Consider the following 14706-nt stretch of genomic DNA (forward strand, 5'->3'; position numbering starts at 1 on the left):
AGGCCCAGGAAGCGATCGACCTGTACAAGAAGGCCACACACGCATCCGAGCAGGCGAAAGAGGCCTACAACAAACGCGTCGTGGCCTATGACGTGGCCCTCATGTCCCCCGACAAGGATCCCGGTCCACGTCCCGGAGACTTCCACGATCCCGCCACAGCCGACTTCGAGCACGCCCGGGAAGTCCTGGAGGCAGCCCGCAGACAGCGCGACACCGCCGCGGGTATCGCCTCCGACGCCGTTCAGACCGCCCTGGCCCACGCACCCGCCGAACCACCCCCACTGACCCAACTGAAGGTGGACGCGGTCGACGGCTACAACGCCTTCAACACCGAGGCCGTTCACTTCGGCGCAGGTGTCGTCAAAGGCACGGCGGGCCTGTACGCCATGGTCCGCGGCGCCAACCCCCTCGACCCCTACAACCTCACCCACCCCGCCGAAGCCCTGCAACACCAGGCCATGACCCTGGCCGGCCTGGTCTCCAGCGCCACACACCCCGAACGCACGCTCAAGACCACCCTCCAGGAGTTCATCGAAGACCCGGCCGAGTTCGGTGGCCGCCTCGCACCCCAGGTACTGCTGACCGACGGAGTGGGCCTGGAAGCGGGCGGAATACGGGCAGCGGCGGCCCGGGAGGGCATGGAAAGCGGCGCCAGGAGCGTGGCCGCCCGCGGCGCGCGGTACGGGGACGACCTTGCCGGCGACGCCGTCCACGCGGACTCGCTGGACCCGGACGCGGCCCGAAGCTTTCTGGACGACCAGTATCCGGAACTCAAGGACCTCAACGTCCCTCATTCGGGGAGCGCTGAGAGCGGCTTCAACTACACTCCGCAACTCTCGGATGACGTATGGCGCAAGCTGGATGTCGAGCAGAAACACCAGGTGGGCGCCGCCGAACTCAGCGACGGCGCCGTTTCCTTCCCGGATGCAGAAGCCGCGACGGCGTACGGCCGGGAACATTGGGACAACTATGCGGAAAACCTGCCGCAATCCCAACAGCAGGCAGTTCGGGACTACACTGATGAACCCCTGATACCAGGGAAGGCAGGATCAGTTACATACAAGGAGATGAACGGTTACCTTCGAGGAAATGCAGAGTTCGGCACTCCTGAAGTGCTTCAGAGCATCCGGGAAGTAGACCGAGCACTGGCCGGAAATCCGCTGCCGCAGGACGTCATGGTGGTCCGAGGGACGAACATGGGTCATGTGGAATACGATTACCCGGAACAACTGGAAGGCAGAACCCTGCACGATGGCGCCTACACCTCGACCTCGCTGGGCAACCACCCGGTGGCCAGTTTCGCCGGAAAGGATGCGGTGCTCCATCTAAGGGTTCCCGAAGGGACGCCTGCACTGTGGGTCGAGAAGGTCGGAAACTTCGGCGCAGATGAGCGGGAACTCCTCCTTGGGCGCGGAATGAGTTACAAGGTGACGCGTTCCTTCATGGACGACAAAGGCCAGATCCAGATCTATGGTGAAGTGCTTCCGGTTCGGTAGCAGGGACGGATGTAGATGAATCCCGAGAAGAAGAATCCTCGGCTCGAGGCGGACGCGGGTTTCATCCTGCTACCCGGAGGCCCGGCGAGCTACGCCCGGCATACCGGTCGGTCGATTCAGTACCTGTCGGTGGCCGACAGCCATGGCCAGGTGATCGGCTACGTCTGGGCCAACGATGACGACGATGCCGCCGGGGTGAGAGTCCGCAGGGCTGCCGGTCCTCCGGCATTCAATGAGTTCGGGATATGGGGAAGGCGGCTGAGTGATGCCAAGGCGCGCGGCCTGGCGCCGTCCGCCGCACTGGCCGAGCTGATCCGCGACTCGCCCTTCGTCGACACGAGTCATGTCGTGCCCGGCTCCCTCACCCACGCCTCCAGCCTCGTCGTGGTCGACGAGCTGGCCGGGCGGGAGTGGTTCAGGGACCGCGTGAAGGCCGGAGCGAGGGGCGCGCTGTACGGCCTCGCGATCGGGGATGCCCTGGGGTATCCGACGGAATTCCTGAACATGGAGCAGATCCGCGCTCGATTCGGCCCCTGGCGGGAGTTGGCCCTGCGAGTCTCCTCCGGCGTCGCACAGGTCACCGACGACACCCAGATGACGCTGGCAGTCGCGGAGGCACTGGCGGAGGTCACCGGGCAGGGCCCTGCCTCGGTCACGCCCGCCACCGCCGAACCCGCCCTGCGGAGGCACTTCGTCACCTGGCTGCGCTCCCCCGACAACAACCGAGCCCCCGGCCGGACGTGTCTGGACGCGTGTGCCGCGCTGGAGCGCGGGATCCCGTGGCAGGAGGCGAGCGTTCTGGGTTCCAAGGGGTGCGGTGCCAACATGCGCGTGGCTCCCGTCGGGCTGGTCCCGGGTCTCACCGCGGAACAACGCGCCGGGGTCGCCCAGTTGCAGGCGGCACTGACGCATGGTCATCCGACAGCGCTCGCGGCGAGCGATCTCACGGCCCACGCGGTGTGGCTGCTCACGCACAACTGCCATCCCGCCGAACTCCTGCCGCAACTCCGCCACTACGCCGAGCAGTCTCGGACGACGTACTGCACCGAGTGGCTCGGAGACCTGGCGGGCAGGGCAGGCGCCGCGGACCCCGCCGCCTTCATCTCCTACGGCTGGGACGAATGCCTGCGCGCACTCGACTCGGTGGCCGCAGCGCTGGATGCTCCGGACCCTGACCGCGATCCCTGCGAGGTCGTCGGCGCCGGCTGGATCGCGGAGGAGGCCCTCGCGGCCGGCCTGTACTGCTTCCTGCTCTTTCCCGACGACGGAGTCACCGCGGTACGGCGCGGCGCCTACTCCTCCGGCGACTCCGACTCGATCGCCGCCCTGGCCGGCGCTTTCGCGGGGGCGTGGATCGGGGCCCGGGCCTGGCCGGGCGACTGGGTCATGGCACTGGAATACCGGGACCGGATGCGTGTCCTGGGCTTCCCTTGGGACGAGGGAACGACACGCGGGGGCGCGCGGCCCGCTGACACCCGGGGACGGCGAAGGCCGCGTGGTGAGTCCTGAGCAGCGAGCGCTGGCGTGGCTGAACGCCACCTACGGCGGGCTGGTCGAACTGGCGGCGCCGCACCCGGTGCATGAGACCTCCACGGCCTGGTTGCTGGCCTGCCGGACTCGTCCGCAGCCGGGTTATCCGCGTACGCCGATGCTTGCGGCCTCGGTCGCCGTGCCCAAGCACGGTGGTCACCCGTTCCACCCGGCCCCGAGCGCACCCCTCGATGACCCGGGACACAGCGCCGAGCGACAGGCCCGGAGGATCAACGCCCGCGGCTGCCTCGTGGCCCTGCATTCCGCGATCGACGGCAGCCCGTCGGTTCCCCTGCCCTGGCGTCCCTCGGACGAGGCCCCGGGCTGGTGGGCCCGGCTGCTCCGTCGTTACTTCTCCCGGTTCACACCCGTCGGCGTGGACAGTTGGGACGATGTGGTCCGCGCCGTCTCCGAGCCTGGTCCGGACACGCGCGGCCTGGTCTGGGTGCGACGCGGGATCGGCGGCCAGGAGGCGACCGGCAACCTGGTCTACGCCCACAACAACAAGGGCCGGGTGGTCTTCCTGGACGGCCTCACCTCGTCACTCGCCCGGCTCGACGCGTCGCTCGTGCGCGAGCTGGTGCTCGTCCGGGCACTGCCCGTCGAGGCGGGCGGGCGGTCGACGCAGGCTCGGTGAGCGCCAGGTGGCTCAGAGGTCGCGGGTGGTGAGGCGGTTGCCGGCTTCGTCAAGGAGGATGAGGTTCCAGGCGTTGGCGTTGTCGCCGTCGTCGCCGTCCCACCAGGTGGCGAAGGTGTCGGCCAGGCGTTTCACCTGGGGCTCCGGGGTCCTGCCGGTGTAGGTGGTGGTGAGCTCGACGTCGTAGTCGCGGGCGCCGAGGTGGACGAGGACGGTGCGGTCGGCGTGGCCGGCGGGTCGCCTGTCGCCGTGTGTGGCCGCCCAGGAGCGGAAGCGGGGCAGCAGGTCGGGGGCGGGCTCGCGGCGCGTCACCTGGTGGGCCGGCGGGTGCCGGTCCTCGCCCGTTCCCACGCCCTGCTTGCAGCCCAGTACCCAGGCCCCGCGGTCCTTCTCGACCACGGCCCGCGGCTGTGCCGTGAGGGACCGGCGGACGCAGCCTCCCCACACCACCTCGCGGACGGAGCTCCCCTTGCCGCCGTCCGCGAAGATGCGCTTGCCGGCCCGCCATCCGGCGTCGTAGGCCGCCTCGGTGCCGTGCTCGGTGGTGGCCGCCGATGCGGACGACGTGGCCCGCTGCGCGTCGGCGCCGTCGTCGCCGCCTGTGCCGCAGGACGCGGTGGCCAGGGCCAGCAGGGCCGTCGCGACCGTGAGCCCGGCCTGCCGTGTCTGTGCGGATGCGCGCATGCCCCGTTTCCTCTCTCGCTGCCCTCGGTGGTCCGACCGCTCGACCGGTTAGAGGGGCATTGCGAGCCTTTGGTTGCCTCATGGAATCGCCTTTACGTTCGAGGCCGGGTGTGGGTAGGGTCCTCGATCGCACGACCGGGCCCCTGACCAGGGCCCGCGACACATCTGAACAAGGGGGAACCTTGAGGCTGAGACAAAGCCTGGCCGCCGCCACCGCGATAGCGGCCACCTTCATCTCCACGTCCGCGTGGGCCGATACCGCCACGCCCGCACCGACGGGTGCGTCTCCCAGCAGTTCGTCGCTCGGCGCCCCGCCGTCCGCCACTCCTGCGGGGACGGGGACGACCGCCCCGCCGGTTTCCGCTTCCGGCTCGCCGGACACGCCGGAGGCATCTCCGACGCCCAGTACCTCGCCGAGCGCCAGTGCCGGTGCCACTCCGGACGGGACGGCGCTGGCCAGGGAGATGGAAAGGTTCTGGACACCTGAGCGCATGGCGCAGGCCGTTCCGGTCCAGGAGGACCAGCCGCTGCCGGGGCAGACGGCCGGAGCACCTCGCGGCAGGGCCGTGGCGCGGACCTCGCCGTCGCACACCTTCGAGGGCATCAAGGAGGTGGGCACGTTCTTCTGGCAGGACAGCGACCTGAGGTACCGGTTCTGCGCCGGGACCGTCGTCCCCTCACCGGGCAAGGACCTCGTGCTGACCGCCGCGCACTGCTTCGACAGCACCGATCAGACCAAGAAGCTGGTGTTCGTGCCCAAGCACCACCAGGCCGACCCCAAACCGTACGGGCTCTTCCCCATCGACGTCGGGCAGATCTACGCCGACCCGCGCTACCTGCGCAAGGGCGCGGGTTCTGGGCAACACCGGTGCGCTGACGAAGGCGGCGGGTTTCCTTGAGCGCCATCCGGGGCTGGCTTCCTGGTTCCGGCGGTGGGCCGGGCTGGAGCAACTGGCGATCAAGCTCTACACGTACGAGTGCCGGATGATCCCGGGGCTGTTGCAGCCCGAGGCGTACGCACGGCAGCTCTTCGTCGACGAACTTCCACCGCTGACCGACGAGCAGATCGAAGCCAACTGGGTCGCCCGAGCGGAACGTCAGCGGTTACTGCAGGAGCGGTCGAACACCGCCTTCAGTTTCATCATCGAGGAGCACATGCTGCTGCGGTGCACCGGGGGCACGGCGGTCATGCGTGGGACCATCGATCACCTGCTGGAGATCACGCACCTGCGAAACGTCGAGATCCAGATCATGCCGCTGAAGAGGGAGTCGCACGCGGGCCTGCACGGTCCCATGCAGCTGCTGGAAACCCCGGAGCACAAGTGGTTCGCCTACATGGAAGCGCCGGAGTGCGGCCAGTTCGTCTCCGACCCAAAGGTCATCAGCGTGCTCAACGGCCGCTATGCCAGGATGCGTTCACAGGCTCTCTCGATTGACGACTCCGTGAGCCTGCTGGAACGGATGCGAGGAGAGTTATGAGCACCTCCGAACTGGCCTGGTTCAAGAGCAGCCACAGCAGCAGCGGCTCCGGCGACTGCGTCGAGGTCGCCCACACCCCCCGCACCGTCCACGTACGCGACTCCAAGGCCCAGGAAGGCCCCACGCTCGCCCTCTCCCCCACCGCCTGGGCCGATTTCCTCACGTACGCCGCCGGTTGAACCGCCCGGCCGGGCGCCCCGTACCAGTCACCGCGGGAGGCACCGTGCCGCCCGGAGGAGAGGTGCGCCATTTCCGGGGATGCGAGTCGGCAGGTGCCGGGGCTGGACGGGCTGCGCGGTCTGGCGGCTCTGTACGTCGTCCTCTTCCACTGCTGGCTCTACACCTTCCCGGGGTACCCCGACAGCAGGGCGCCGTGGTGGCTGGACGGGCTGATGTTCGGGCGGCTCGCCGTCGTGTTCTTCCTGGTGCTGTCCGGCTTCTCCCTCGCGATCTCCCCGGCGCGCCACGGCTGGCGGTCGGACGGTGTCGTCCGGTTCCTGCGCCGGCGTGCCTGGCGCATCCTGCCGCCCTACTGGGCCGCGCTCGTGATGAGCCTGGCCGTCTCCTGGTTCGTGGTGCCGGCCTCGCACTTCGGGCCGCCCACCGGCAAGACCCTTCTGGTGTACGGCCTCCTCGCCCAGGACACCCTCACCGCTCCCACGCCGAACGGCGCGTTCTGGTCGATCGGGGTGGAGGCCGAGCTCTATCTGCTCTTCCCCCTTCTGCTGTTCTTGCGACGACGGTGGGGCGCGGCGGTCCTGGTCGCCTGTGTGGCCCTGCCGGTGATCGCCGGGGCGTCTCCCGTCGAGGGCGCGAACCGGCTCGCTCCGCATCTCGCCCCCGTGTTCGCCGCGGGCGTGGCCGGTGCGGGGATCGTCGTCGCGTCGGACCGGGTCCGGCGTCTGCCGTGGGCGTGGTTCGCCGTCCTGGCCGCTCTGCCCGTCCTGGCGCTCGGCCTCGTCCAGGGTTCCGTCTGGACGGTGGACCACTACTTCTGGGTGGACCTCGCCCTCGCACCCGCCATGACGATGCTGCTGGCCGCGGTCGCCACCGGCAGGCCCGCCCTTCTGGTGCGGCTGCTGACCGCGCGTCCCGTCCGGGGTCTCGGCGGCTTCTCGTACAGCCTCTACCTGATCCACCTGCCGATCGTGATGGCGGTCGTCCGCCGGGTGGCGCCGCGTTTCGTGGCGCCCGGCCTGCCCACGTTCTGGTTCACGCTGGCCGTGGCCCTGCCCGTCTCGGTGCTGGGGGCGTGGCTGTTCTCCCGGGTCTTCGAGCTGCCCTTCCAGCGGAACAGGTCCTGGACGTCGCTGACCGCCCTGCCGCCCGCCCGCTTCCGCCCGCGCCGGCGTGCCGGAGCGGGCGGGCGGCCCGACGCTCAGCTCACTGCTTCGGGCACTCCTTCCACGCCAGGTGGTACACCGTGCTGATGTCGCCGTCGGTCGAGTCCATGGTCATGAAGCTGACCTTGCCGGGGGCGGAGGTCCCCGCGCTCACTCTCAGCTCGGTGTTGATGTTGAAGTTGCGCAGGACCCCGCAGGGGGACCACACGAGCTGGGCCCAGTCGGTGCTGTCGGTGGCCTGCCAGTCGTCGTTGTAGGGACCGTTGAACGGGTGGGTCCTGGGCACGGTCTGGGAGGAGCCCTGGAAGTAGTACGAGGCCTTCTGGGTGCCGGTGGCGCCGGGCTGGAGGGAGAGGAAGCCCCGGTAGTCGGCGCTGGCGATCGCGTAGGTGAAGCCCTGGGGCACGTGCACGACCAGGTTGAGCTGGCAGTTCTTGCGGAAGGCCGTGGGGTCGGAGTTGCCGCCGGCCTGCGCGAGGTAGGCGCTGTAGGTGACGGTGAAGGCCGTGTTGTCCGGGGAGACGGCCACCGCCGCCGTGCCCTGGGGGCAGCCCGAGCCGTTCACCGTGGCCACGTCGATGACGATCTTGTCCGGGGGCGGGTCGTCGAAGACGGGGGAAGAGGCCTGGGCGGGTAGCGCGGTGGTGAGGAGAGCGGCTACCGCGCCGCTCAGGACGAGTCCACCAGCCATCGTTTCTCCCTGATAGTGGAGTGGGGGGTGACGGCCTCCGCCGTCCGCCGGACCGCGTGGAGTCTGTGCGGAAGTTGTGAAGGGCGGGAGGCGAGGGAATCGTAGGAACGCCCGCTCCGGGCCGGGAGACCGAACTCCGGCCATTCACACCGGGGTTTTCACGGCGTCAGGACGGCGCCACGGATCAGGGGTGGATCATCCGGTACGCGGGAATGCTGCGCATTTAGGGCGAATACTCCGGACACGAGTGATTTCCTCTGTCTTCACCGAGCCGTTACTCTCCCGTACCGACGGCTCCGGTACCACCCGTACCGGGTAACCCACCCGCACCCCCGTAAGATCGCCCGGGAGGATCCACCTTGGCGCTCAGCAGACGTACCTTCAGTGCCCTGGCCGGCTCGGCCGCGCTCGGCTTCGCCCTGGGCGGCAGCGGTGGCCCCGGGGCGCCTTCGGCGTTCGCGGCGCGCAGGGTGCCGACCGGTCCGCCGCCCGCCCCGCCGCGCGCGGACGGCAAGCCGCACACCATCGGCTACGACGCGTACTCGCTGCTGGTCGACGGCCGGCGGCTGGTGGTGTGGTCCGGCGAGATGCACCCGTTCCGGCTGCCGAGCCCCTCGCTGTGGCGGGACGTGCTGCAGAAGATGCGGGCGCACGGGTACAACGCCGTCAGCATCTACGTGGCGTGGAACTACCACTCCCCCGCCCCCGGCCGGTACGACTTCTCCGGCGTCCGCGACCTGGACCTGTTCCTGCGCATGGCCGCCGAGACCGGCCTGTACGTCATCCTGCGGCCGGGCCCCTACATCAACGCCGAGGTGGACGGCGGCGGTTTCCCGGGCTGGCTGACGGTGACGAAGGGCTCGGCGCGCACCGCCGACCCGGCCTACCTGTCGCACGTCGACGAGTGGCTGGGCCAGGTGAACCGGATCGTCCGCCGGCACCTGTTCACCCGGGGCAGGGGCACCGTCCTGCTCTACCAGATCGAGAACGAGTACGACTCCCACCTGGGCGAGGCGACCGGGCGGGACTACATGTCCCACCTGTACAAGAAGGTCCGGGCCGACGGGATCGACGTGCCCCTGTTCCACAACGACAAGGGGCGCAACGGCTACTGGGTCCCGGGGTCGTTCGACACCGGCGGGGAGAAGGGCGGCTGGCTGTACGGCTTCGACGGCTACCCGTCGCCGTCGCAGACGCCCCCCGACTGGGGGCACTACGGGCCGGGCGGGATGACCGGCGGATCGACCGCCTCGCCCCATACACCCGGATTCGTCCCCGAGTTCGGGGGTGGCTGGTTCGACCCGTGGGGCGGGGCCTGGTTCGACGGCAAGGGGTACGCCGAGTCGCGGCGCACCCGGGACGCGGCCTACGAGCGCCGCTTCTACCTGACCAACCTCGCCAACGGGATCACCCTGCACAACGTGTACATGACCTTCGGCGGGACGTCGTGGGGATGGCTGCCCGCGCCGGTCGTCTACACGTCGTACGACTACGGGGCGGCGATCGACGAGGCGCGCAACGTCACCGCGAAGATGGCCCCGATGCACCAGCTCGGGCACATGCTGCAGCGCGTGCCCGACTTCGCCCGGCTGGAGCGGGCGGCGGACGTCGAGGCCAAGGGGCTGAAGGTCTACCACCTGACCAACCCGGACACCGGCAGCCATGTGTACGTGGCCCGCAACGACACCGCCGCCCCGGTCACCGCCGACGTGCCGACGGCCGCCGGGAGGCTGCGCCTCACCGTGCCCGCCCGCGACGCCCGCCTGCTGACCACGGGGCTGCCGCTCGGCCACCGCACCCTGAAGTACTCCACCGCGCAGCCCATGCTGTGCCTGACGACCGGGCGGCTGGACATCGCCCTGTTCACGGGCCGCACCGGCGACATGGCGGAACTGGTGCTGAAGTGCCCGCAGGAGCCGCTGGTCACCCGGCTCGACCCGGAGGCCGCCTGGGCGTACGACCGCAACGAGCTGCACGTCGACGTGCCCCTCGGCCAGGGCGGACTGACCCGGGTGCTGGCGGAGAAGGGCGAGAGCGACATCCCGCAGCTGCTGCTCTTCGCCGACGACGCCACCGCCGTGCGCATGTTCCCGTACGACACCCCCTCCGGCACGCTGCTCGTGTACGGCCCGGCGCTGCTGCGCCACGCCGAGGTGCGCGGCTCCGAGGTCCACCTCACGGGTGACGTCACCGGGCGGACCACCGTCGAGGTGTGGGGGCCGCGCGGCATCGCGAGCCTGGTGTGGAACGGGCGGAAGGTGCCGACCCGGGTCACCCTGTCCGGCAGCCTGATGACGACCGGGCTGCTGCCCGCCGCGCCCGAGGTGCGGCTGCCCGGGCTGGGCGGCTGGCGGATGCGCACGGAGAACCCGGAGGCGGACCCCGGCTTCGACGACTCCGGCTGGCAGGTCGCCGACCGGACGTCCTCGAACAGCACGACGCCCGTCCCGAAGGGGCAGCCCGTGCTGTTCGCCGACGACTACGGCTTCCACTACGGCGACGTCTGGTACCGGGGCACCTTCACGGACTCCTCCGGCCTCGAGGAGCTCTCGCTCGCCTACACCACGGGCACGCAGGGGCTGCTGATGGCCTGGCTGGACGGGGAGCCGCTCGGCACCCACCGGATGCCGGTGCCGGACAGGACGACGGTCCGCAAGGGCAGTTGGGACGCCACGGCCGTCTTCCCGGTGCGCAAGCGGCTGCGCTCGCCCGGCCGGCACGTGCTGTCGGTGCTGGTGCGGCGGATGCAGCACGACCAGGACGGCAAGGCCGAGGACACCCACAAGGCGGCGCGCGGGCTGACGGCGGCCGCCTTCAAGGGGGCTTCGCCGCGCGTGACATGGCGCGTCCAGGGCGCGGCGGCGCCCGACCCGGTGCGCGGGCCGCTGAACAACGGCGGTCTGTACGGCGAGCGGGAGGGCTGGCACCTGCCCGGCTTCCCCGACCGCGACTGGAAGCCGGTCGAGTTCCCGCGCGCCGCGCGGTACCAGGGCGTGACCTGGTACCGGACGGACTTCCGGCTGTCCGTGCCGGGCGACGTCGACGCCTCGGTCGGCCTGACCCTGCGGGACGACCCGGACCGGGCCTGGCGGGCGCAGATCTTCCTCAACGGCTGGAACCTCGGCCAGTACGTCAACGACGTCGGCCCGCAGCACACCTTCGTGCTGCCGAACGGCATCCTGCGCACCCGGGGCACCAACACCCTGGCGCTGGCGGTGCTCTCGGAGCTGACGACGCCGTCCGGGCCGGGCGAGGTGGGCCTGACCCTGCTGGGCCGGGCGACCGGAGGAGTGCCGGTGGCACCGGTGCCCTCGCCCGGTCACTGAGTCCGTTCGGCGATGGTTCCCCGTTGAACGAGACGGGCAGGATCGCCTGACGCGGACACGCCCGGACGCGTACGCTCGGACGAGCCCGACACCGGCGGTGAGAAGGGGGAACGATGACCATCGCGGGCGCGCGACAGCGGGCGGCACGGCTGGCCGGACGGCTGCGTCGCCCCCGCCGCGGCGCGGCGATGCGCGCCCTGGCCGCCGACCTCGCCGCCGCCGTCCACGCCCGGCCGACGGCTCCCGCGGGCATCCGGGACCTGTGCCGGGCGCTGTGCGAGGAGATGACCGCCCGGCGGGCGGGCCGGCCGGTGCGCCTGCGCTTCGAACGCTTCCCGGACGAGATCGAGGTGTCCGGGCTGTGGGTGGAGTTCCAGGACTTCGACCTGGTCATCGTGGAGGAGCGGGCCGAGGCCGTGCAGCAGCTGGTGATCCTCGGACATGAGCTGTGGCACCTGCACGCCGGGCACCGGCACCACCACCCGGCCGGAGCGGCGGCGGCCCGCGCGCTCGCCGACGAGCCCCGCTGGCCGGAGGCGGCGCTGACCGTGGCCGCGCGCAACGGCTCCCGGGCGGCCGACGAGGCCGAGGCCGACGACTTCGGCCACCGGCTCGCCACCCTCTTCCGGTCCTGCCTGGCCGGCGGCGCCCCCGGCCCCGGCGCGCCCCTCGACCCCGTCCAGCGCTCCCTGGGCTACCGCGGACGTGGCGGAGCCACCCGGTGACCCTGCTGGCGCTGAGCCCCGCGGGTGTCCTCAGCGAGTTCTACATCTCCTTCTGGATCCCCACGGCGGTGCTCACCGCGGCCCTGGTGATCAAGCTGCCGACGATCATCCGGCTGTGGCGGGACCCGCTGCTGCGCGCGGTCGGCGGGCTGCTCCTGCTCGCCTGCGCGGTGTTCGTGTTCTGCACGCCGTCCACGATCGCCGCCGTCAACCGGGTCACCGGCGTCACCAACATCTCGGTGCCCTGGTGCTATTCGCTGCTCACCGCGTTCTGCGGGTCCTGCCTGCTGCTGATCATCACCTGGCGCAACGGCCTGTCCGACCGCTCGGGCGCCACCCGCCGCGCGATGCGCTGGGTGGTCTCGGTGTACTCCGGGGTGATCGCGCTGCTGTGGGCGCTGTTCCTGCTGGCCGACGCGCCCGTGGAACGGCTGCGGGACCTCGACACGTACTACGCCACGACCCCGTTCATGCGCGAGGAGATCCTGCTCTACCTCGTCGCGCACGCCGTGGCCTGCCTGATCACCTCACGGCTGATCTGGAACTGGGTGCGCACCGAGGGCCTGGACGCCTGGCTGCGCTGGGGCCTGAAGCTGCTGGGCGCGGGCTACGTGCTGAACCTGATCTTCGACGCGTCCAAGCTGACCGCCGTCGGCGCCCGCTGGTGCGGGCGGAACCTGGACTGGCTGAGCACCGACCTCGCGCCGCCGGTCGCCGCGCTGTCCGCCATCCTCATCGCGGTCGGCTTCATCCTGCCGCACGCCGGCCAGTACCTGCACGACCGCTGGCGGGTCCGGCTGGCGTACTGCGAACTGGGGCCGCTGTACCAGCTGATGCGGTCGGTGAACGGGGAGGGCGTGCCGTTCGTGCTGCGGGCCACCCCCGAGCTGCGGCTGACCAGGCGCGAGACGTTCATCCGGGACGTGCTGCTGCCGCTGGCCCGGCACATCGACACCGGTCTGGCCGGCAGGGCGTACGAGGCCGCGCTGGGTCTCGGGCATCCGCCGGAGCGGGCCCGGGCGCTGGCGGGCGCGGTGAGCGTCCTCGACGCGATCGAGGCCAGGCGCCGTACCCCCGAGCCGGCCGAGGCCGGCACCGGGCCCGACACCACCAACCTGCTCCAGGAGATCGGGGCCGTCTCCCGGGCCCTGCGCAGTCCCGACGACATCGAGGCGGTCCGCGCACAGGCGGCCGCCGCAGCAGAGAGCGTTGCCGTACATGAGTGAACGCAAGCCCACCGCCGTCGTGCTCGGCGGCTCCCTCGCCGGCCTGCTCGCGGCCCGTGCGCTGGCTTCGACGGGCGCCCGGGTGACCCTCGTCGAGCGGGACGCGCTGCCGGCCGGGCCGGAGCCGCGCAAGGGGCTGCCGCAGGCCCGGCACGTGCACCAGTTGTGGTCGGGCGGGGCGCGGGCGCTGGAGGAGCTGCTGCCCGGGGTGATCGGGCGGCTGCGGGCGGCCGGGGTGAACCGGGTGCCGGTGACCACGGACGTGGTGGCACTGTCCCCGCACGGCTGGTACCGGCGGTGGGCCGAGTCGGCGTTCATGCTGCCCGCGAGCCGGGACCTGCTGGACTGGGTGGTACGGCAACTGGTGCTCGCCGACGGCGCCGTCGAGGTCGTCGAGCGGGCCGAGGCGGTCGGGCTCACCGGCACCGGCGCGGCGGTGACCGGGGTGCGGATCCGCAGCGACGACGGCGCCGAGCGCACGCTGGCGGCCGGCCTGGTCGTCGACGCGACGGGGCGCGGTTCCCGGGCCGCGCGGTGGCTCGGCGGCCTCGGGCTGCCCGCCGTCGAACGGCGGGAGGTCGACTCGGGGCTGGCGTACGCGAGCCGGCTGTTCCGGGCGCCGGAGCAGGCCCGGGAGGGGTTCCCGGTCGTCAACATCCAGCCCCATCCGCGGGCGGGTGTGGGGCGCGGGGGCGTGCTGGCGCCGGTGGAGGACGGCCGGTGGATGGTCACGCTGATCGGCGGCAGGGGCGACGAACTGCCCTCCGAAGAGGCCGACTTCACCCGGTACGCGCGCGAGCGGCTGCGCCACCCGCTCATCGGGGAACTGCTGGGACACGCGGAGCCGGTGACCGGGGTGACGCTCACGCGCACCACCGCCAACCGCCGCCACTTCTACGAGCGGATGCCGGCGTGGCCGGAGAACTTCACGGTGCTCGGGGACGCGGTGTGCGCGCTGAACCCGGTGTACGGCCACGGGATGTCGGTGGCGGCGCAGTCGGCGCTGGCGCTGCGGGACGTGACCGCCCGTCACGGCCACGGCTCGCCCGGCCTGTCCCGCCGGGTCCAGCAGGCGGTGGGCCGGACGGTCCGGTCCGCCTGGGACCTGGCCATAGGAACGGACGTCTTCTACCCGGGCGCCACGGAGACCGGCCCCACCCTCAGGGACCGGGTCCTGTCCGCGTACGTCGGCCGTCTGCTGTACACCGCCACGGGCAACGGGCGCATCGCCCGCCGGGTCACCGACGTGACGTCGCTGGAGCGGGGCGCGGGGGTCCTGCTGGCGCCGAGCGTCGTGGTGGCGGCGGCGGTGGGGCCGCTGAAGCCGGCGCTTTCTGCTCCACCGTTGACTGTCGAGGAGCGTAAGGCGGCGGGGGTTCTGTAGGGGTCGGGCAGCGCCGTTGTGCTTTCGGCGGTCGCGGGCTGCGGCGCCGTGGGGGCCGGTCGCGCAGTTCCCCGCGCCCCTGGGTGGGGTGCGGTCGGCGTCGGTCGACCGGCCCCCGTAACTGCCGGGAAGGCCGGGTGTCGCCGTCGGGGTGGCGGCCGTCGCGGGCTGCGGCGCCCTGGGGG

At 71.5% G+C, this 14706-nt stretch carries 12 protein-coding genes and 2 pseudogenes; 12 read left to right on the plus strand and 2 right to left on the minus strand.

Translation table 11 applies throughout. The annotated features are described in order from the left end of the window. The 3 genes and pseudogenes from AQJ66_RS17725 to AQJ66_RS17735 all read left to right on the plus strand — a co-directional run. The coding region (locus AQJ66_RS17725; RefSeq protein ID WP_061922606.1) for a putative T7SS-secreted protein at window positions 1-1496 on the plus strand (1496 nt) is incomplete at its 5' end. Between the two features lie 426 nt (window positions 1497-1922). Continuing rightward, window positions 1923-2933 (plus strand): annotated as a pseudogene (locus AQJ66_RS17730) (ADP-ribosylglycohydrolase family protein); the annotation flags it as partial. Window positions 2934-2994: 61 nt separating this feature from the next. Next, window positions 2995-3663 (plus strand): toxin glutamine deamidase domain-containing protein, encoded by a 669-nt coding sequence (locus AQJ66_RS17735; protein ID WP_159052578.1) that lies wholly within the window; start codon window positions 2995-2997, stop codon window positions 3661-3663. A 12-nt stretch (window positions 3664-3675) separates the two neighbouring features. Here AQJ66_RS17735 and AQJ66_RS17740 read toward each other — a convergent pair whose 3' ends face one another. Further along, window positions 3676-4347 carry a hypothetical protein gene (locus AQJ66_RS17740; protein WP_061922612.1) on the minus strand — a complete coding sequence of 224 codons (672 nt, stop codon included), beginning with the start codon at window positions 4345-4347 and terminating at the stop codon, window positions 3676-3678. Window positions 4348-4594: 247 nt separating this feature from the next. On the opposite strand from AQJ66_RS17740, the gene AQJ66_RS38870 reads away from it, so the two are divergent. From AQJ66_RS38870 to AQJ66_RS17760, 5 genes and pseudogenes are all read left to right on the plus strand, one after another. Continuing rightward, window positions 4595-4834, plus strand: coding sequence for a hypothetical protein (locus tag AQJ66_RS38870; protein WP_159052579.1), 240 nt, complete (start codon window positions 4595-4597; stop codon window positions 4832-4834). A 4-nt stretch (window positions 4835-4838) separates the two neighbouring features. Beyond that, window positions 4839-5246 carry a trypsin-like serine peptidase gene (locus AQJ66_RS17745; RefSeq protein ID WP_061922615.1) on the plus strand — a complete coding sequence of 136 codons (408 nt, stop codon included), beginning with the start codon at window positions 4839-4841 and terminating at the stop codon, window positions 5244-5246. Beyond that, window positions 5191-5826 (plus strand): annotated as a pseudogene (locus AQJ66_RS17750) (DUF5753 domain-containing protein); the annotation flags it as partial. The gene AQJ66_RS17745 and the pseudogene AQJ66_RS17750, both read left to right, overlap by 56 nt. Next, the gene (locus AQJ66_RS17755; RefSeq protein WP_061922617.1) at window positions 5823-6005 is read left to right on the plus strand and encodes a DUF397 domain-containing protein; all 183 of its coding nucleotides are present in this window, start codon (window positions 5823-5825) and stop codon (window positions 6003-6005) included. The pseudogene AQJ66_RS17750 and the gene AQJ66_RS17755, both read left to right, overlap by 4 nt. A 93-nt stretch (window positions 6006-6098) precedes the next feature. Further along, window positions 6099-7256 (plus strand): acyltransferase family protein, encoded by a 1158-nt coding sequence (locus AQJ66_RS17760; RefSeq protein WP_244162850.1) that lies wholly within the window; start codon window positions 6099-6101, stop codon window positions 7254-7256. On the opposite strand, the gene AQJ66_RS17765 is transcribed toward AQJ66_RS17760, so the two are convergent. Continuing rightward, a complete protein-coding gene (locus tag AQJ66_RS17765; protein WP_061922620.1) occupies window positions 7210-7860 on the minus strand; it encodes a DUF4360 domain-containing protein in 651 nt (216 codons plus the stop codon). The genes AQJ66_RS17760 and AQJ66_RS17765 overlap by 47 nt on opposite strands. Window positions 7861-8219: 359 nt before the next feature. On the opposite strand from AQJ66_RS17765, the gene AQJ66_RS17770 reads away from it, so the two are divergent. The 4 genes from AQJ66_RS17770 (at window position 8220) to AQJ66_RS17785 (ending at window position 14521) form a co-directional block, all read left to right on the plus strand. Then, window positions 8220-11186 (plus strand): glycoside hydrolase family 35 protein, encoded by a 2967-nt coding sequence (locus AQJ66_RS17770; protein ID WP_061922623.1) that lies wholly within the window; start codon window positions 8220-8222, stop codon window positions 11184-11186. A 113-nt stretch (window positions 11187-11299) separates the two neighbouring features. After that, window positions 11300-11911: a toxin-antitoxin system, toxin component family protein gene (locus AQJ66_RS17775; protein ID WP_208611387.1), complete on the plus strand. Its 612-nt coding sequence runs from the start codon at window positions 11300-11302 to the stop codon at window positions 11909-11911. Further along, window positions 11908-13137, plus strand: a complete 1230-nt coding sequence (locus tag AQJ66_RS17780) for an MAB_1171c family putative transporter (protein ID WP_061922626.1) — start codon at window positions 11908-11910, stop codon at window positions 13135-13137. Before AQJ66_RS17775 ends, AQJ66_RS17780 begins: the two co-directional genes overlap by 4 nt. Further along, the gene (locus AQJ66_RS17785) at window positions 13130-14521 is read left to right on the plus strand and encodes an FAD-dependent oxidoreductase (RefSeq protein ID WP_079060271.1); all 1392 of its coding nucleotides are present in this window, start codon (window positions 13130-13132) and stop codon (window positions 14519-14521) included. Before AQJ66_RS17780 ends, AQJ66_RS17785 begins: the two co-directional genes overlap by 8 nt. Window positions 14522-14706: the final 185 nt, after the last annotated feature.

The organism is Streptomyces bungoensis, from assembly GCF_001514215.1.
GTDB classification, from domain to species: Bacteria; Actinomycetota; Actinomycetes; order Streptomycetales; family Streptomycetaceae; genus Streptomyces; species Streptomyces bungoensis.